The 18287-nt window shown below is 68.6% G+C and carries 19 protein-coding genes; 9 read left to right on the forward strand and 10 right to left on the reverse strand.

The features are described from left to right. The 3 genes from B0W80_RS30880 to B0W80_RS30890 all read right to left on the reverse strand — a co-directional run. On the reverse strand, positions 1–551 hold a 551-nt coding region (locus B0W80_RS30880), incomplete at its 3' end, for a filamentous hemagglutinin N-terminal domain-containing protein (protein ID WP_143684856.1). Positions 552–694: 143 nt separating this feature from the next. Beyond that, positions 695–2083 (reverse strand): FAD-dependent oxidoreductase, encoded by a 1389-nt coding sequence (locus B0W80_RS30885; protein WP_306171884.1) that lies wholly within the window; start codon positions 2081–2083, stop codon positions 695–697. Positions 2084–2160: 77 nt separating this feature from the next. After that, positions 2161–3132 (reverse strand): tripartite tricarboxylate transporter substrate binding protein, encoded by a 972-nt coding sequence (locus B0W80_RS30890; protein ID WP_077002978.1) that lies wholly within the window; start codon positions 3130–3132, stop codon positions 2161–2163. Positions 3133–3297: 165 nt separating this feature from the next. Here B0W80_RS30890 and B0W80_RS30895 point away from each other — a divergent pair, with 165 nt between their 5' ends. After that, positions 3298–4074: a GntR family transcriptional regulator gene (locus B0W80_RS30895; RefSeq protein ID WP_077002979.1), complete on the forward strand. Its 777-nt coding sequence runs from the start codon at positions 3298–3300 to the stop codon at positions 4072–4074. A 32-nt stretch (positions 4075–4106) separates the two neighbouring features. Here the strand turns inward: B0W80_RS30895 and B0W80_RS30900 are convergent, their stop codons facing one another. Genes B0W80_RS30900 through B0W80_RS30915 form a run of 4 tightly spaced genes read right to left on the reverse strand, consistent with a single transcriptional unit; the run spans position 4107 to position 7624 of the window. Beyond that, positions 4107–4703, reverse strand: coding sequence for a DAK2 domain-containing protein (locus tag B0W80_RS30900; RefSeq protein ID WP_077002980.1), 597 nt, complete (start codon positions 4701–4703; stop codon positions 4107–4109). Further along, the gene (locus B0W80_RS30905) at positions 4703–5701 is read right to left on the reverse strand and encodes a dihydroxyacetone kinase subunit DhaK (RefSeq protein WP_077002981.1); all 999 of its coding nucleotides are present in this window, start codon (positions 5699–5701) and stop codon (positions 4703–4705) included. Before B0W80_RS30905 ends, B0W80_RS30900 begins: the two co-directional genes overlap by 1 nt. 4 nt (positions 5702–5705) lie before the next feature. Further along, positions 5706–6686: a tripartite tricarboxylate transporter substrate binding protein gene (locus tag B0W80_RS30910; protein ID WP_077002982.1), complete on the reverse strand. Its 981-nt coding sequence runs from the start codon at positions 6684–6686 to the stop codon at positions 5706–5708. A 47-nt stretch (positions 6687–6733) separates the two neighbouring features. Next, on the reverse strand, positions 6734–7624 hold the full coding sequence (locus B0W80_RS30915) for a dihydrodipicolinate synthase family protein (protein WP_077002983.1): 891 nt from the start codon (positions 7622–7624) through the stop codon (positions 6734–6736). Between the two features lie 219 nt (positions 7625–7843). On the opposite strand from B0W80_RS30915, the gene B0W80_RS30920 reads away from it, so the two are divergent. Next, entirely contained in the window at positions 7844–8575 is a 732-nt protein-coding gene (locus B0W80_RS30920) for a GntR family transcriptional regulator (RefSeq protein WP_083745745.1), read from the forward strand. 22 nt (positions 8576–8597) lie between these two features. On the opposite strand, the gene B0W80_RS30925 is transcribed toward B0W80_RS30920, so the two are convergent. After that, a complete protein-coding gene (locus B0W80_RS30925; protein ID WP_143684857.1) occupies positions 8598–8852 on the reverse strand; it encodes a hypothetical protein in 255 nt (84 codons plus the stop codon). Between the two features lie 136 nt (positions 8853–8988). Here B0W80_RS30925 and B0W80_RS30930 point away from each other — a divergent pair, with 136 nt between their 5' ends. Continuing rightward, positions 8989–9489 (forward strand): hypothetical protein, encoded by a 501-nt coding sequence (locus B0W80_RS30930; RefSeq protein WP_077002985.1) that lies wholly within the window; start codon positions 8989–8991, stop codon positions 9487–9489. Positions 9490–9611: 122 nt separating this feature from the next. Then, a complete protein-coding gene (locus B0W80_RS30935) occupies positions 9612–12257 on the forward strand; it encodes an excinuclease ABC subunit UvrA (RefSeq protein WP_077002986.1) in 2646 nt (881 codons plus the stop codon). A 4-nt stretch (positions 12258–12261) separates the two neighbouring features. Here B0W80_RS30935 and B0W80_RS30940 read toward each other — a convergent pair whose 3' ends face one another. Together B0W80_RS30940 and B0W80_RS30945 are read right to left on the reverse strand one after the other, a co-directional pair. Further along, positions 12262–13011: a hypothetical protein gene (locus B0W80_RS30940; RefSeq protein WP_077002987.1), complete on the reverse strand. Its 750-nt coding sequence runs from the start codon at positions 13009–13011 to the stop codon at positions 12262–12264. 94 nt (positions 13012–13105) lie between these two features. Then, positions 13106–13600, reverse strand: coding sequence for a helix-turn-helix transcriptional regulator (locus B0W80_RS30945; RefSeq protein ID WP_077002988.1), 495 nt, complete (start codon positions 13598–13600; stop codon positions 13106–13108). A 367-nt stretch (positions 13601–13967) separates the two neighbouring features. On the opposite strand from B0W80_RS30945, the gene B0W80_RS30950 reads away from it, so the two are divergent. The 5 genes from B0W80_RS30950 (at position 13968) to B0W80_RS30970 (ending at position 18246) form a co-directional block, all read left to right on the forward strand. After that, the gene (locus tag B0W80_RS30950; RefSeq protein ID WP_077002989.1) at positions 13968–16187 is read left to right on the forward strand and encodes a TonB-dependent siderophore receptor; all 2220 of its coding nucleotides are present in this window, start codon (positions 13968–13970) and stop codon (positions 16185–16187) included. 20 nt (positions 16188–16207) lie between these two features. After that, complete coding sequence (locus B0W80_RS30955) at positions 16208–16894, forward strand: Fe2+-dependent dioxygenase (RefSeq protein ID WP_077002990.1); 687 nt, start codon at positions 16208–16210, stop codon at positions 16892–16894. A gap of 44 nt (positions 16895–16938) precedes the next feature. After that, complete coding sequence (locus tag B0W80_RS30960) at positions 16939–17247, forward strand: PepSY domain-containing protein (RefSeq protein WP_077002991.1); 309 nt, start codon at positions 16939–16941, stop codon at positions 17245–17247. Between the two features lie 2 nt (positions 17248–17249). Next, complete coding sequence (locus B0W80_RS30965) at positions 17250–17825, forward strand: cytochrome b/b6 domain-containing protein (RefSeq protein ID WP_077002992.1); 576 nt, start codon at positions 17250–17252, stop codon at positions 17823–17825. An 88-nt stretch (positions 17826–17913) separates the two neighbouring features. Further along, positions 17914–18246, forward strand: a complete 333-nt coding sequence (locus tag B0W80_RS30970; RefSeq protein WP_077002993.1) for a hypothetical protein — start codon at positions 17914–17916, stop codon at positions 18244–18246. Positions 18247–18287: the final 41 nt, after the last annotated feature.

Raw genomic sequence — 18287 nt, forward strand, 5'->3', positions numbered from 1 at the left:
GTGATGCTCCCGCGGTTCTCCACGGTGCCGGCCGTGCTGCCGTCCTGCCGGAACACGAGGCGCTCGCTGCCGCCCATGAAGTCGGCATCGGTGGTGGCCATCTTGAGCGACGAGGCGACCAGGCCGCCCACGTTGACGCTGGCGCCGTTGGAGAACAGCACGCCGTTCGGATTGACCAGGAACACGCGCCCGTTGGCCGTCATCGAGCCGGCGATGGTGGAGAGTTCGTTGCCGGTGACGCGGTTGAGCAGCACGCTGGTGGCACCGGGCTGCGAGATGTTGACCGCATTGCCGGGCCCGATCGAAAAGCCCTGCCAGTCGATGATGGCGCGCTGCGAGCCTTGGGTGATCGGCAGGATGGTGCCCGTGGCCGATGGCACGCCAGCCGCAGTCAGCGGCAAATGGTTGAGGCCGCTGCCGACCGTGGCGCTGCCGCCACGCACGGCAAAGTTGTTCCACGTCGGCAGCTGCGCGAACGCAGGTGCCGCCATGCCCATGCACGCCAGCGCCAGGGCGACCGGGCGCAAGGCAAAACGCGAAGGTGTCCGCATGCACGCCTCCTTCCCGCTGAAGCGCGAGAGAGCCGGAGGTGCCGGCTCACTTCGCAGCGGCAGATGCTAGCCCTCCCGGGCTGCCGCGTGGATAGGCTGAAAGCTCTACCCAGCGGCAGGGAGGCGGCGTGCGTGGACGGCGCTCAGAGCTTCACTTCGTCCGCACGCAGCGGCATGCCCAGTTCGCGCAGGGCAGCCTGCACCTTCGCGATGGGCACTTGGCGCACCGCCACGCCTTCTTCCACCGCGATCGCGGCCGCGAGCCCCGCGGCTTGGCCGGTGGCCATGCAGGCCGGCATGTTGCGCGAGCGCGCATGGGCTTCGTGGTCGGCCGAGATGCAGCGCCCGGCCACGAGGATCTGCTCGATGCCGCGCGGCAGCAGCGTGCGGTAGGGGATCTCGTACGGCGGCATGCTCTGGAAGTCGACGTCGCCGCCCTTGGGGTCGTGGATGTCGAGCGCGGAGGAGTCGGCGGCAATGCTGTCGTCGAAGTGGGTCTCGCCGCGCGAGTCGGGGCCCGTCAGCGTGTATTCGCCCAGGATGTGCCGCGTCTCGCGCACGCCGAGGATGGGCGACACCTGGCCCAGCCGTGCCTGCTCGAAGCCCGGCACGCGCTCCTTGAGGAAGCGGCACACGCCTTCGATCTGGCGGTAGCACTCGAGGATGGCGTCGGTGAACTGCTTGGGTGAGAACACGTCCACACCCAGCACGCGCGTGGCGTTGATGTACATCTGGCCGTCGGCCGTCTTCAACGTGATGTTGTCGCGCTGCAGCTTGACGCCGGTCTCTTCCTGGAAGCGGCGCAGCATGCCGTTGAAGCCGGTGAGCCACAGGCCGTAGTCCAGGCCCTCCACGGTGGCCGGAATGGCGCGCGCCGGAATGTCTTCGCAGGTCTGGGCCCAGTCGGCCAGGCGCTTCAGGTCGACGTTCTTCATGATGAAGTACATCGACACCGGCTGCATCTTGGCTTCGCTTTCGTGCCCGCCCGAGCCCATGACGAAGGGCGCGCCGGCCTTGGCGGCCATGTCGGCATCGGCCGAGCAGTCGATCAGCACCGTGGCGCCCACGAACTGGCGGCCGCTCTTGCTTTCGGTGATGACGCCCTTGACCACGCCGTCTTCGAGGTAAGGCGCCGAGACGAAGGTCTCGAACAGGATCTGCACGCCGGCCTCGACGCACAGGCGCGTCAGCAGCATCTTCATGATCTCGGGGTCGGTGGGCGAGGCGATCTTCACGCCGCCCGTCTTGGTGGTGGCCATGTAATCGTCGCCGGCGCCGCCGACGGAGCGCGCGAGGTTCCAGATCTCGAGCGGCAGCCCGCCGACCAGCGCGCCCGAGGGCTTGGTGTTAAGGCCGAGCGTGAGGATGCCGCCGAGCGAGCCGAAGCGCTCGATCAGCACCACCTTCTTGCCGCGGCGGGCAGCGGCGATCGCGGCCACGGGGCCGGTGGTGCCGCCGCCGACCACGACGACGTCGGCTTCCATCAGCACGGGGATGTCGCGTGCGGGTTCATGAATGGTGCGCTTGCTCACTGTGTGTCCTTCAACGTTGCTCTGTGGGAATGTCATGGGGGTTGTGTTGCTTGCGTGGTGGGCGTCGTGTGCGTCCGTCACTCGGCCTTGGCGCCCGAGTCCTTGACCGCCTTCGACCACTTCGCGATCTCGTTGCGGTTCCAGGTGGCGAACTGTTCGGCCGTGTTGCCGACCACCACCGCGCCGGAGGCGGCCAGCTTTTCCTTCACGTCGGGCATGCGCAGCACGGCGACCAGGTCGGTGTAGATCTTGTCGACCACGGGCTGCGGCGTGCCGGTGGGCACCAGGGCGCCGATCCACGACACGGCCTCGAAGCCGGGCAGGCCGGATTCGGCGGTGGTCGGCACCTCGGGCAGCGAATCGGCGCGCTGCAGGCTGGTGACGGCGATGGCCTTGAGCTTGCCGTTCTTGACGTGGTTGGTGACGGCGACGATGTTGTCCCACATCAGCGCGACCTGGCCGCCGAACATGTCGTTGTAGGCGGCGGGCGTGCCCTTGTAGGGCACGTGCACGAGGTCGGTTCCGGTGGCGATCTTGAACATCTCGCCGGCCAGGTGGTTGGAGGTGCCGACGCCGCCCGAGCCGAAATTGAGTTTGCCCGGGTTGGCCTTGGCATAGGCGATGACCTCGCGCACGCTCTTCACCGGCACGTCGGGGTTGGCCACCAGCACAAGCGGCGTGGTCGCGACCAGCGTGATGGGCGTGAAGTCCTTCAGGTAGTCGTAGTTGAGCTTGCTGTAGAGCGACACGCTGATCGCGTTGGCGACGGTGCCGAAGAAGATGGTGTAGCCGTCGGCCGGCGCACGCGCCGCCAGCTCGCTGCCCAGGTTGCCGCCGGCACCGGGCCGGTTTTCGATGACGACCGGCTGGCCCCACTTGTCCGACAGCTTCTGGCCGACCGTGCGGGCGATCACGTCGGTGGCGCTGCCGGCCGGAAAGCCGAACAGGATCTTCACCGGCTTGGTGGGCCAGGTCTCGGCCTGGGCGAGGGGTGCCGCCAGCGCGGCGGCGGCCGCCAGGGCGAGGGCGAGCAGGGGCTTGGTGTTCATGGTCGATGTCTCCTTGGATTTGCGAAAGGCGGTGCCGGCGGACTTTTCTTGCGGCTTCGTTCTTGCCTGCCGTTTTGATGCAATGGACCAATACTACAGTGCTATATAGCATTAGTCAAATCAATGAGGCTCAGGTACGATCGGAGCCGACCCCCGGGCCGCCCCATGAACGAATCAGAGAGTCTTGCTTCCACCGACACGCTGCAGAGGTACGCACCGCCCGACATGTCGGGCGTGACCAAGTACGCGCAGCTGCGCGAAACGCTCACGGCCGCGATCCGCGGCGGGCACTGGAAGCCGGGCAGCCAGCTGCCGCCCGAGCGCGAACTGGCGCGCATGACGAGCTTCAGCCTCGGCACGGTGCAGCGGGCGCTGCGCGAACTGGCCGACACCGGCCTGCTGGTGCGAAGCCAGGGCAGCGGCACCTACGTGTCGGAAGGCCGCGGCGCCATCGACGAACCGCTGCACCTGCGTTTTCTGGGGCGCGAGGGCGAGCCGGCTTTTCTGCCGCTGTTCCCGAAGCTGCTGTCGCGCAAGCGCATCGACGAGCGAGGGCCCTGGTCGGAGTGGCTGCGCCAGACGGGCGACGACATCGTGCGCGTGAGCCGGCGCATCAGCGTAAACGGCGAGTTCGACCTGTTCAACCGCTTCTACTTCAACGCGGTGACCTTTCCCGAGATCGCATCGGCGCCCGTGGCGGAGCTGGACGGCGCCAACCTCAAGCAGATGATCGGCAGCCACGTGCGCATGCCGGTCACCGAGGTGCGCCAGCGCGTGTCCTTCGTGAAGTTTCCGGAAGAGGCGGCCGCCGCGGCCGGTGTGAAGACCGGCACGCGGGGCATGCTGCTGGAGAGCGCGGCCATGGCCGGGCGCAATCCGCTCTACTTTCTCGAGTCCTTCATTCCGCCGAACGACCGCCAGCTCGACGTGTCGTCGACCTGAGGATCGTCCGGCGTACGAACGCCGATCAGAGGCTAGAGGCTGTCGACCATCCGCTGCAAGGCGACCATGCCCGGGTCGTCCATGCCGATGGTCTTGTCGGCGAACATGCGTGCGCGGCCGATGCGGTTGGGCTTGCCGCGGAAGTCGTCGAGTGCGGCGCGCGATGCATCGCTGGCCACGCGGCGCACGTCGGCATCGTCGGATGCGGCGGCCAGCGCGGTCGCGATGGCGTTCAGCCCGTCGAGCACGGTCTTGTCGCCCAGGCTGGCGCCGCCGCGCGAAGACAGCGACGACACGACCTCCGCCAGCAAGGCAGCCAGCCCCGCGCGGTCCAGCGATTCGACGCCCGCACAGCGCTTGGCGCTGGTCATCAGCGCCACCGTGAGCAGCGTGCCGAAACTCGAGCCCGAGGCCTTGGCCGTGGCTTGGGCGCAGCGCTTGAAGATGCCTTCGAGGTTCTGCGGCAGCTCGGGCAGGGCGGCTTCGACCAGTGTGGCGCACTTGTCGAGCGTGACGCCCAGGTCGGCGTCGCCGAGACGGCCGTCGAGTTCGTTGAGCTCGGGTGCAGCGGCGTGCACGCCGGCGCACCAGCGGGGCAGGGCGCCGGCCAGTCGTGCGGCGTCGAGCATCAGCCGACCCTCCAGAACGGGCAGTCGGCCGGTGCGTTCCACAGTGCCTCGAGCTCGGCGTCGAGCTTCATCACGCTCAGCGAGGCGCCGGTCATTTCCATCGACGTGGCGTAGCGGCCGACCAGCGGGCGCACGACCGTGACACCGCGCTCGGCCAGCACCGCGGCCACGCGGCGGTAGACGATGTACAGCTCTTCCGCCGGCGTGGCGCCCAGGCTGTTGACCAGCACGGCGACGCGGTCGCCGCGGGCGAGGTCCAGCTCCGGCAGCAGGTGCGACAGCATCTCGTCGGTGAGCGCGTCGGCGGGCTTGAGCGGGCCGCGCCAGATGCCGGGCTCGCCATGGATGCCCATGCCGAACTCGATCTCGTCGTCGCCGATGGCGAACGAGGCCTTGCCCGATTCGGGCACCACGCAAGGCGTGAGCGCCACGCCGATCGAGCGGCAGGCGGCGTTGGCCTTGCGCGCGAGCGCGGCCACGTCCGCCAGCGGCGCGCGCGTCGCGGCCTTGGCACCCGTCACCTTGTAGACCAGCACGAGGCCGGCCACGCCGCGGCGCTTGTCGGCCTGCGCGGCCGGCGCGCTGGCCACGTCGTCGGTCACGCGCACCGAGGCGACTTCCATGCCCTCGAGTTCGAGCATCTCTGCCGCCATGTCGAAGTTCATGCGGTCGCCGCCGTAGTTGCCGTACAGCTGCAGCACGCCGGCGCCGCCGTCGGCCGCGCGCATGGCGTCGATGCAATCGTCCATGCGCGGGCCGGCGAACACGTTGCCGACCGCGCAGCTGTCGAGCAGGCCCTCGCCGACGTAGCCCAGGAACACCGGCAGGTGGCCCGAGCCGCCGCCGGTCGCGATGCCGACCTTGCCGGCCACCGCACCCGCGCTGCGCACCACCACGCGGCCGCCTTCGCCGCGGCGCTGCAGCTCGGGGTGGGCCAGGCACAGGCCCTCGAGCGTCTCGTCGACGTAGGCGTCGGGGGCGTTGAGGATCTTCTTCACGGGCTCAGTCCACCTTCAGCCGGCCGTCCTTGGTGGCCTGGGTGGCCAGCGCGTATTCGGCGTCCAGGATCTTCTGGAACTCCTGCGGCGTGCCCGAGAAAGCGACGCTGCCGAGTTCACGTGCGCTGTTGACCGTGGCCGGGTCCTTCACGGCCTGGGCGAGCGCGGCGGCCAGCTTGTCCTGCAGGTCCTTGGGCATGCCGGCCGGGCCGAGCACGCCGACGTAGGTGGTGCCGTCGAGTTCGCCGAAGCCGAGTTCGGCCACCGTCTGCACGCCGGGCAGCGACGGGTCCTGCGTCGGGCCGAGCACGGCGAGCGCCTGCAGTGCGCCCGACTTCACGTGCTGCAGCGAGCTGGTGACCTGGTCGAAGTGCACGTCGATCTGGCCGCCGATCAGGTCGACCAGCGCCGGGCCCGAGCCCTTGTAGCTGACCACCGTGAACTTGGCCTTGAGCAGGCTTTCGAGCTGCAGCAGCGCCAGGTGGTTGGGCGTGCCGGGGCCCGAATGGCCGGCGATGAGCTTGCCGTCGCCCGAGCGCGCGTAGGCGGCGAGCTCCTTGAAGTTCTTGAAGCGGGTCTCGTTCTTGCGCGACAGCAGCACCATCGAGGCCTTGTTGACCAGGCCGATGGGCGCGAAGCTCTGGCGGCTGTAGCTGGTCTTGACCATTTCGGGCACGGTGACGATCACGCCCGCGCCGCACAGCAGCAGGGTGTAGCCGTCGGCCTGCGCACGGGCGACCTGCATCGCGCCGATGGAGCCGCCGGCACCGGCCTTGTTGTCGACGATGACCGATTGGCCGAGCACCTTGCCCAGTGCCACGGCCACGGTGCGCGCCACGATGTCGGTGTTGCCGCCCGGTGCGAAGGGCACGACCAGCGTGACCGGCTTGTTCGGGTAGCCCTGCGCCCAGGCGCTGGCGCCGACGAGGCTGCCAGCGGCGCCGAGTGCGCCGAGCTGGATGAGTTTGCGACGTTGGATGTCCATGGGTTCGTGTCTCCGTTGCTTGAACGTTGCTTGGAAAAAAATGAGCCTCAGGCTTCCCAGCGCAGCACGTCGTCGAGCGCGGCGCGGATCTTGGCCAGCTGGGCGTCGCTGGTCGGCGGCATCGGTGCGCGCGGCAGGCCGGCGTCGCAGCCTTGCAGCGTGATCGAGGTCTTCAGGTTGGCCGGCAGGTTGTCGGCGACGATCGCGTTCCAGAAGGCCAGCATCGACTTGTGCATCTCCAGCGCCTTCACGTGGTCGCCGGCCTGCACCGTGTTCCAGAGGTTCACGCACACGCCGGGAATGGCCGCCGGCGTGGCGGCGATGGTGCCTTGGGCGCCGAGCGCGAAGGACGAATACAGCAGCGCATCGACCGCCGAGAACACCTTGCAGCCTTCGGGCACGCCGAGCACGAGGTCGGCCATCAGCTTCAGGTCGCCCTGGCTCTGCTTGATGCCCTGCACGCCAGGCAGCTCCTTCATCAGGCGGATCATCTGGGCCGGGTTCAGGTAGTTCCAGGGCACCACGTTGTAGATGATCACGGGGATGTCGACGGCCTCGGTCAGCGCCTTGAAGTGGCGGTAGGTGGCGTCTTCGTCGGGCTTGAACAGGTAATGCACCGGCGTGACCTGCAGCGCGGCGACCGGCAGGTGCGCGATGGCCTTGGCGCGGTTGATCGCGTCGCGGGTGCTGTTGGAGATGATGCCGGCCACGATCGGCACGGCGCCGGCCACTTCCTCGGCCGTGATTTCCATGAGGCGCTTGAACTCGTCGATGGTCAGCGTGTGGCCTTCGCCGCTGCTGCCGCCGGGACACACGCCGTGCACCTTCTTGTCGAGGTTGAAGCGGATCACCTTGCGGAAGGCGGCTTCGTCGATGTCGCCGGCGGCGGTGAAAGGCGTGACGAGCGGCGGAATGACGCCGGAAAGTTCGAGACCCATGGAATGCTCCAAAAGAAGGGATGAGGGATGGCGAAGGCGGGGCGGGAGGGGATGTGTGTTTCAGCGTCGCGGTGGTGGCCGATCGGATCTCCGATCAGGGCGTTGCGACGCTGGCACCGAACTATAAACCAACTGACATGTCAGATGAAGCTCATTGATAACCCTAGTTCGTTCATCAGGTATCTCGTGCAGGGAGTTTCGCCCGTACCATCGGGCCCCATGACCACTTCAGCCGTCGCAGCCGCCGAGCTGCAAAGACCGCCGGCGCGCCCGTCGGCGGAGCCAGAGCCGGTCACCCAGCGAAACCGGGCCTACCAGGGCTTCCGGCAGCAGATCATCGATGCGCGAATCCGTCCGGGGCAGTTCGTGTCGCAGCGCGAGCTGATGCAGCTGCTCGAAATGCCGCTGGCCGCCGTGCGCGAACTCGTGCCCCGGCTGGAGGCGGCCGGGCTCATCACGGCCGTGCCCAAGCGGGGACTGCAGATCGCCACGGTCGACATGAAGCTGATCCGCAACGCCTGGCAGGTGCGCGCGATGGTGGAGCGCGAAGCGGTGATCCATTTCGCGCGCACCGCGAGCGCCCAGACCATCGCCCGCCTGATCGCCGACCACGAGGCCATCCTCGAACGTGCGCTGCAGCCCACGCCCGACCCGACCCTGGAAAAGGACTCGCAAGCCGTCGACTGGGGCCTGCACGACCTGATGGTCGACTCGATCGGCAACGAGATCCTGTCCGAGATCTACCGCGTCAACAGCCTGCACGTGCGGTTGATCCGCTACGACGCGGATTCGATGCGGCCGGTGCAGGTGGTGCCGGCCATGCGCGAGCACCTGGACTTCCTGAGAGCGCTGGCCGAACACGACCACGAAAGCGCGCTGCAGCAGATGATGTCGCACATCGAGCAGTCGAAGCACCGCGTGCTCGGCGGCATGCTGCGGGTGGAGCCGTAGCGCCGAGGCCTGCGTTGCCGTTTCAGGACGTTCCGGGGAGGTTGGCCTTGCGCGCCACCTGCAGCAGGAAGCGCGCGTAACGTTCGAGCGCCATCTGCTCCGCCTCTTCCAGGCACAGCAGGCCGCGAATGTCTTCCGGCGTCGGCCCGCGGCCGCTGCCGCACATGTGGTCGCCCAGCGCTTCGATCAGCTGCTCCCGCCACGCAGCCGCCGCGCCATGGCTGCTGTGCAGCGCCAGGCGCAGCCGTTCCAGCTCTGCCTCGTCGGTCGATTCCATGCCGCCCACCCCCTAATTTTAGAACCATTAGTACTACTTTTAAGTTAGTACTTGGCGTCTGGGCTGTCTATAGGCCGCAAGCGATATCTCGGGTCACTCGTGCCCGGACAAGGAAGCGCGCTCGTACCATCGGCCCATGAAATTGATCCGCGGGCTCTATTCGCTCATGCATGCCGTCATGGCTGCATTCTTCGGCGTGGCGGCGCTGATGCTCGTCGTCATCGCGGCCCGCTTGGCATGGTCGGCTTTCGCGAACGACCTGGATGCCAGTGCCGCCGAAGCCATCATCGAGGCGATGGGTCTGCTCGCCGCGGCAGTCGTCGCAGTGCAGATCTCTCAGACCATCACCGAAGAGGAAGTCATCCGTGAGGCGCACATCAGCGCGCCCACCCGCGTACGGCGCTTCCTTTCCCGCTTCATGGTGGTCATCGTGGTTGCGGTGGCGGTCGAAGCCCTCGTCGCCACCTTCAAGGCGCGCGAGAACCCCATGCTGCTGCTCTATGCGGCTGCGATGCTCGGCGCGGTCGGGGCCATCCTGGCGGGGTGGGGCGTGTTCGTGCGGCTCAATCGCTATGCCGAAGAACTCGAACCCGAAGCCATGGCCGAGGCCAAGAAGGAAGATGCCAAGCTGAAGTAGGCCCGAGCGGCGCCGCCGGCTTCGCGCCCGGCAGCGGCGGCCAATGCCCGCCCTAGGCCGACGCCTGGCTGCGCTGCGTTCTCACGACCTTGCCCGGTCCACGGTGGCAAGGTCATGCACAGATGACCGCCCATTCCGACGCGCTGGCGCCGCGCAGTGCCGACCCCTTCGTACGCGTGCGCGGCGCGCGTGAGCACAACCTGAAGAACGTGGACGTCGACCTGCCGCGCGATGCGCTGGTGGTCTTCACCGGCGTGTCGGGGTCGGGCAAATCGTCGCTCGCCTTCGGCACCTTGTACGCCGAGGCGCAGCGGCGCTACTTCGAGTCGGTGGCGCCTTACGCGCGGCGATTGATCGAGCAGGTCGGCGTGCCGGCGGTCGATGCCATCGACGGCCTGCCGCCGGCGGTGGCGCTGCAGCAGCAACGCGGCACGCCGGGTGCGCGCTCGTCGGTCGGCAGCGTGACCACGCTGTCGGCGCTGCTGCGCATGCTCTATTCGCGCGCTGGCGTCTATCCGGCACGCCAAGCGATGCTGTACGCCGAGGACTTCTCGCCGAACACGCCGCAGGGTGCCTGTCCGGTCTGCCACGGACTGGGCCACGTCTACGAGGTGACGGAGAAATCGATGGTGCCCGACGACTCGCTGAGCATCCGCGAGCGCGCCGTCGCCGCGTGGCCGCCGGCGTGGCACGGGCAGAACCTGCGCGACATCCTCGTCACGCTGGGCCACGACGTCGACCGCCCCTGGCGCGACCTGCCCAAGAAAACGCGCGACTGGATCCTCTACACCGAGGAGCAGCCGACCGTGCCGGTGTACGCCGGCTTCACGCCGGCCGAGACGCGCGCCGCGCTGCGCAGCCGCATGGAGCCGAGCTACCAGGGCACCTTTACCGGTGCGCGCAAGTACGTGCTGCACACCTTCGCGACCACCCACAGTGCACTGATGAAGCAGCGCGTGTCGCGCTTCATGACCGCCAGCTTGTGCCCGCAATGCCACGGCAAGCGGCTCAAGCGCGAGGCGCTGTCGGTGCGCGTGGCCGGCCTGGACATCGGCGAGATCGCGCAGATGCCGCTGGCGCGGCTGGCCGAGGTGCTGGCACGGATCGAGCGCGGCGACATGGGCGCGGCCGCGCCGCCCGGCCGTGCGCTGGGCCGCCAGGCGCCGCGCCAGGCCGTCGCGCGGCGGGTGGCGGCAGGCGGCTCGGCGCACGAGGCGGCGCCCGATGTGCGCCGCACGCCGAACCTGTCCGACGAGAAGCGCATCGCGGCGCAGCGCATCGCGCACGACCTGCACGGCCGCGTGCAGACGCTGATCGCGCTGGGCCTGGGCTATCTCTCTCTCGATCGCAGCACGCCGACGCTCTCGCCCGGCGAACTTCAGCGGCTGCGCCTGGCCACGCAGATCCGGTCGAACCTGTTCGGCGTGGTGTACGTGCTCGACGAGCCCTCGGCCGGGCTGCATCCGGCGGATGGCGAGGCGCTCTACACGGCGCTCGATGCGCTCAAGCAAGCTGGCAATTCGCTCTTCGTGGTCGAGCACGACCTCGGCCTGATGCGCCGCGCGGATTGGCTGGTCGACGTGGGCCCGGATGCCGGCGAGCGCGGCGGCCACGTGCTGTACAGCGGGCCGCCCGAGGGGCTGCGCGCGGTGGCGGCGTCGCACACCGCGCGCCATCTGTTCGCGCCGGCGGCACCGCGCATGCGCCCGCCGCGCGAGCCGGCGGGTTGGCTTCGGCTCGAAGGCGTGACGCGCAACAACCTGCATCGGCTGGATGCCGCGTTTCCGCTGGGCGTGATGACGGCCGTGACGGGCGTCTCGGGCTCGGGCAAGTCCAGCCTGGTGAGCCAGGCGCTGACCGAACTGGTCGCGGCCTACCTGGGTCATGAACCGGTACCTGACGACGATGCGGAAGAGGGCACACCAGCCGGACCGGCGGGCGTGGTCGGCGGGCGCATCGCATCGGGCGCCGAGTCGCTGCGGCGGCTGGTGCGCGTCGACCAGAAGCCGATCGGCCGCACGCCGCGCTCGAACCTCGCCACCTACACCGGCCTCTTCGACGCGGTGCGCAAGCGCTTCGCGGCCACGCCGGCGGCGCGCGCACGGCGCTTCGATGCCGGCCGCTTCTCGTTCAACATCGCGAAGGGCCGCTGCCCGACCTGCGAGGGCGAGGGCTTCGTGAGCGTGGAACTGCTCTTCATGCCCAGCGTGTACGCGCCGTGCCCGGCCTGCCACGGCGCCCGCTACAACGAGCAGACGCTGAAAGTGCGCCTGCAGGGCCGCAACATCGCCGAGGTGCTGGCGATGACGGTCGAGGAAGCGCTGGTCTTCTTCGCCGACGACCCGGCCATCGAGCGGCCGCTGCGCCTGCTGGATGCGATCGGCCTGGGCTATCTGCGGCTGGGCCAGCCTGCGACCGAGTTCTCGGGCGGCGAGGCGCAGCGCATCAAGCTCGCGACCGAGCTGCAGCGTGCGCAGCGCGGCGACGCGCTGTACGTGCTCGACGAGCCGACCACGGGCCTGCATCCGGCCGACGTCGAGCGGCTGATGGCGCAGCTCGATCGGCTGGTCGAGGCCGGCAACACCGTCGTGGTGGTCGAGCACGAGATGGCGGTGGTGGCCGGCTGCGATTGGGTGATCGACGTCGGCCCGGGTGCCGGCGCGGAGGGCGGGCGCATCGTCGCGTGCGGCACGCCGGCCGAAGTGGCGGCTGCGAAGGAGAGCCGCACTGCGCCTTACCTGGCGCGCATGGGGCTCGGCGTCGGCTGATCGATCAGACCCTGCCGGCCTGGCGCCACCACGACCGCACCCAGACCAGGAGCGGTATCGCCGCGAGGGCCGTGCACAGCATCCAGTAACGGTCGCCGTTCTCCAGATAGGGCGACAGCGCGCGGCCCAGCTGCGTGAGTTCGACGCCGGCCACGCCGCGCATCAGCACCTCGGCCAGCGCTTCGAGAATCATCTGCACGCCGAGGACGAAGAGCAGCACGGCGGTCAGCCTGAAGACGATGTGGGTGCGGCGGTTGGCCTCGAGCGTGCGCCATGCGGCCGCAAGAAGCGCGCAGGCGACCAGGCCCAGCGCGATGCCCCACGCGACTTCCTCGGTGCCGTTGTTCACGGCCACGAAGCGCAGCAGCAGGAAGGCCTCGAGCACCTCGCGCAGCGCGCTGAAGGCCACGAAGGCGAGCACCGGCAGGCCGGCGGCGCGGCGCGCGAAGAAGGCGTCGAAGCGCGCCGTGACGTGGGCGCCGATGCCCGACATCGAGGCCATGGTGCCGCAGGACAGCAGCGCGATCGACAGTCCGAAGCCGCAGTCGAGCGCGATGTCCAGCCATTCGTTCATGCCCGACGGCGGCAGCGCGGCCACCACCGCAGCGGCGGCGACGAAGCCGGCCGGCACGCCGGCCGCGATCCATCGCACCAAGGCGGGTCGTCCCGCGTGATAGGCCCATTGGCGCAGGGCGAGGCAGACGAGCAGGAGTTCGATGGACTCCCGGCCGACGATCAGAAAAGCCTGGAACATGGGGCAGGGATTGTGCGGGCTCCGGAGCGCCGCGCCGCGCATTGTGCCCCCGGGCCGGGGGCTGATCCTGCACCGCCGCGCGGGCGGCCCGGGCTCATCGCCGGGCGATGGCCGCGCCGCAATGGGCGCACACGTGTTCGCCGGCGTCGGCCGCGCCGTCCTCGCCGATCAGCCGGTAGGTGCTGCGTGGCCGTCCTTCGTGGAGCATCCAGTGGCGATAGAGCATGCCGGTGTCTTCGAGCACCTTGAGCGTGCGGTACAGCCGGGTCATCACCATCGAATGGCCGTTGTCGACCAGCGACTTGTAGATCGACGTGACGTCGGCTTCGCCGCCGGGCATGCCGCGCAGGGTCAGCAGAACGATCGCATGGTGCAGCCCCACGCGGCGCGCATCGCCCGCGTGGAGCCGGGCGCGGATGTCGTCCACCAGCTGCAGCGGCTCGGCCTTCGCGCTCCAGGCGAGCGAGGCCGGCGCACGCTTCTGTGCGGCCCTGGTGCGCGGCGTGGCCGGGGCCGGCGCGGCGTCGAGTGCAGAGGAGCGACGCCGCGGGGGCGGCGCAGTCTTGGTCGAAGGGGGGCGAGCGAGCATCAATGCGGTTCCCGTTTCAGTCGTGGTGCACTGTGAGGCACCGCTGTGAATAGTACGCCAGAGTACTACTGCTCCTGATCGACTAACCCTGCCGGGGCGTGTGGTGTCTGCGAGACAACGTCAGAAAAAGTAGTTATTCGAAGTTCTACTTGATACACTTGCGCCGCAATTTTTTGGCAAGCCAGTGCCACCGTTCTTCCGGTGGTTAGCCAGCCTTCCACCCCTCGCGAAGCATCCCATGCAGGTGCCAGCGAAACCCTTGGAGGCCCAATTGGCTCGACCCAACCGCCGCGCGGCAGCGACTGCCCGCCCTGTTCCCCGTTCTCCCCGCGCAAGCGAATCCGTCGCCTTTCCCCTGGGCGCGTTGATGCTGGCGGCGTCCGTCAGCAGCTGGGCGCAGACCCCGCCCGCGTCGCCTTCGCAGGGCGGCACGCTCGGCACGGTGACGGTCACCGGTGAAGCGGAGGTCCAGGGCAAGGACCAGATGCAGACCAAGAAGACGAACATCGGCAAGGGCACGCAGGACATCCGCGACATCCCGCAGTCGATCAACGTCATCACCGAGAAGCTCATCGACGACGCGCGCCTCGACACGCTGAAGGACGCGCTGCACTACTCCGCCGGCATCACCTTCGCGGCCACCGAGAACGGCACCGACCAGGACATCCGCCTGCGCGGCTTCCCGGTCGCCACCGTGGGCGACCTGCTGATCGACGGCATGCGCGACCCGTCGCAGTACGACCGCGACACCTTCAACCTCGACCGCATCGAAGTGCTGCGCGGCTCGGCGTCGATGATCTTCGGCCGTGGATCCACCGGCGGCGTGATCAACCAGGTGACCAAGAAGCCGCTGCTCGCCGACCAGACCGACCTGGTCGGCACCGTCGGCACCGGCGGCATCCGCCGAACCACCATCGACCTGAACAAGCGCATCGGCGAAACCTCGGCCTTCCGCCTGAACGGCATGTTCAACAAGGCAGAGAACGGCGGCGCGCGCATCGACAAGAGCGGCATCGCGCCGTCGTACAGCTGGGGCATCGGCACGCGCGACGAGTTCACGATCGGCGCCTTCTACCTCGACGTGAACAACGTGCCGCCGCCCGGGCAGCGCTACCTGTCCAACGGCACCTTCGCAAACGGCGTGGCGCAAAGCAGCATCGCCAACCTGCGCCCCGGCGACTTCTACGGCTCGGCCAGCGACTACCTGCGCGGCCGCGCCACCTACGGCAACGCCTCGTGGCTGCACACCTTCGACGACGGCGGCACGCTGCGCACGCAACTGCGCAGCGGCACCTTCGAGCGCTCGCAGTGGGGCACGACCGCCAGCTTCTGCAACCGCGCGCCGGTCAACAACGCCTGCCCGCCGGGCCAGGCCACCACGGCGGCCCAGCTGAACCCGCTGACCTACGTGCTGCGCAACGGTCTCGCGCCGCGCGCCGACAAGTACAAGGGCACCTACCTGCAGAGCGACTACAGCAACACGTTCACGCTCGGCGGCATGAAGCACGAGATCATCACCGGCGTGGATGCCTCGCGCGAAGAGGCCGACCGCTTCGGTGCCTTCGGTGGCGTGGGCACGAACTACTACAAGGGCTTCACGTGGGCAGGCCTGCCCAACGACGACACGCGCACGGCGCTGGTGCCGGCCTTCCGCCAGACCAGCGACTACGCGGCCCACAACTTCGGCGCCTACATCCAGGACCTGGTGCAGGTCGCGCCCGACTGGAAGCTGCTGGGCGGCCTGCGCTGGGACCGCTTCCGCGGCAACTTCAGCCAGACCACCTACGCCAACGCGAACGCGGTGGTGCCGAACGGCAGGTCGACCACCAACCTGTCGGACTCGCTCTTCAGCTACCGCGCCGGCGTGCTCTACCAGCCCTCGCCGACGCAGTCGTACCACCTGTCGTACAGCACCTCGTTCAACGCCTCGGCCGACACGTACCAGTACGTGACGCAGCAGACCGCGAACACGCCGGCCGAGAAGAGCCGCAACATCGAGCTGGGCGCCAAGCTCGACTGGCTCGACGGCAAGCTGTCGACCCGCGCCGCGCTGTTCCGTACCGAGAAGTACAACGAGCGCACCACCGACTCCGACTTCGCGGGCACCAGCTACATCCTGTCGGGCAAGCGCCATTCGCAGGGCCTCGAACTCGAAGTGGTGGGCCGCCTCACGCCGCAGTGGGAGGTCTATGGCTCGTACGCGTGGATTCCCACGGCCAAGATCGACCAGGTCGGCAGCACGCAGGCCAACATCATCGGCTCGCGCGTGGGCCTGACGCCCAAGCAGAGCGGCGCGGTGTGGATCAGCTACCAGGCCACGCCCAAGCTGCGGCTGGCCGGCGGCCTGCGCGGTGCGACGCAGAACCGTCCGCTGCAAGGCGCGACCGGTGCGGCGTCGACCACCGCCTACGTGCCGGGCTACGTGGTGGGGGACATCATGGTTGAATACAAGTTCACCCCCGATGTGTTCGCACAGTTCAACGTCACCAACGTGACCAACAAGCTCTACGGCGACCAGCTCTATCCGGGCTTCGTGATCCCCGGCACGCAGCGCACCTTCCAGGCGACGCTCGGGGTGCGCTTCTAGGCTTCGAGGAAACCCCGTCCATGCTGCTCCATCTTCGCAACGTGCTGTCGCCTGAGGAAGTCGCTCGTGCCAACGAGATCCTCGCGAATGCACCTTGGGAGGATGGGCGGCTGACGGCCGGCGAGCAGTCCGCGCGCGCCAAGAACAACGAGCAGCTGCGTGAGGACTGCGACGAGACCCGAGCGCTTCAGCAACTGCTGCTGCGCGGGCTCGAGCGCCACCAGGTCTTCTTCTCGGCGGCGCTGCCCAAGCAGATCTCGCCACCGCTCTTCAACCGCTATGGCGGCTCCGCCAACAGCTTCGGCAACCACGTCGACAGCGCCGTGCGCTTCTTGCGCGACGGCTCCGGGCGCGTGCGCACCGACGTGTCGTGCACGCTGTTCCTGAGCGACCCGGCCGACTACGACGGCGGCGACCTCGTGGTGGAAGACACCTTCGGCGAGCAGCGCGTCAAGCTGCCGGCCGGCGACATGGTGATCTACCCGGGCACCAGCGTGCACCGCGTGCTGCCCGTCACGCGTGGGCTGCGCGTGGCCAGCTACTTCTGGATCCAGAGCATGATCCGCAGCGACGAGCAGCGCCGCCTGCTCTTCGACATGGACAACCACCTGCGCCACCTGCGCAGCCAATACGGCGAGACCGACTCCGGCGTGATCGGGCTCACCAGCACTTATCACAACCTGCTGCGCATGTGGCTCGACGTCTGAGCGTCCGAGCGAGCGCACCAGCATCCCGCATCGAGGAACCTCACATGTCCACATCTTCACGGCGTGCCATGCACATCGCGGCATCGATCCTGGCCATGGCCGCCTGCGCCTCGGCCGGCGCCCAGTTCGTCAACCATGACACCGTGCGCTGCGAAGCCGTTCCGAAGGAAGAGATGAAGCCGCAGATGGAACTGCAGCGCAAGCTGACCGGCGAAGGCTGGAAGGTGCGCCAGGTCAAGAACTTCAACGGCTGCTACGAGGTCTACGGCTTCGATGCGACCGGCAAGCGGACCGAGGCCTTCTTCAACCCCAAGACCTTCGACAAGGTCGGCGAGGTGAAGCAGCCCGAGTAGCGATGCCCGACGCCACCACGCCTTTGGTGCGCGAAGCCGGCGGCACGGTCCGTGTATGGGACCCGCTGCAGCGCGTGCTGCATTGGGCGCTCGTCACCCTGGTCTGCGTCTGCTGGTGGGCCGGCGAGGCCCGGCTGTCGCTTCACATCGCGACCGGCTATGCGGTGCTCGCCATCGTGACGACGCGCGGCGCCTGGGGTTTCGTGGGCAGCCGGCATGCGCGCTTCGTCACCTTCGTGCGCGGCATGGGGCCGGGGCTGGGCTACGCGCGCGACATGCTGCTCGGTCGCGAGCATCGCTACCTCGGCCACAACCCGCTGGGCGGCTGGATGGTGCTGGCGCTGCTGGCCTGCCTTGCCATCGTCTGCGTTTCGGGCGTGCTCTACACGACCGATCGCTTCTGGGGCCTGGAATGGGTCGAGCAGACGCATCGCATCTCGGCGTGGACGTTGGTCGGACTGGTCGCCGCGCACTTGTGCGGTGTCGCGGCGATGAGCTGGCGCCACCGCGAGAACCTGGTCGGCGCGATGTTCACCGGCCGCAAGCGCGCGGCGCGCGACAGGCCGCCCGGTGCTTGAGCATGCGCGGCGCACGCCCGGCCACGCGGACATCGACGCCATCGCGCCGCGTTAACATGCAGCGCCCAACAGGAGCCCATTCTTGGCGATGACCGACGAACAGATCATGTCCCTGGTAGACCGTGCAATCGACGGCTTTCAGGGCGAGCTGAACGATCTGGAAAGCGCGATCGGCATGCTCATGATCGGTCGCCACTACGGATGGCGCGTCATCCTGCTGATCCACAGCCCGGCCACCGTTCGCAAGTACACCAAGCTGCTCGGCTTGAAGAACCTGCGCGATGCACTGCCCGAAGTGGGCGTGCTCGCGCACCGCTCCAACGCGTGGCGGTTGCTCGACGACAGCCGCAATTTCTGGAAGGTGGTCCGCGGTCAGATCGCCGGCGTGCGCAGCGCGAAGGCGGAGACGCCGCCGCGCTGAGTCATCGGCCAGGGCCGCCGCCGCCACCACCACCGCCGGGG

Source organism: Variovorax sp. KK3 (assembly GCF_001984055.1).
In the GTDB taxonomy this organism is placed as follows: Bacteria; Pseudomonadota; Gammaproteobacteria; order Burkholderiales; family Burkholderiaceae_C; genus Variovorax.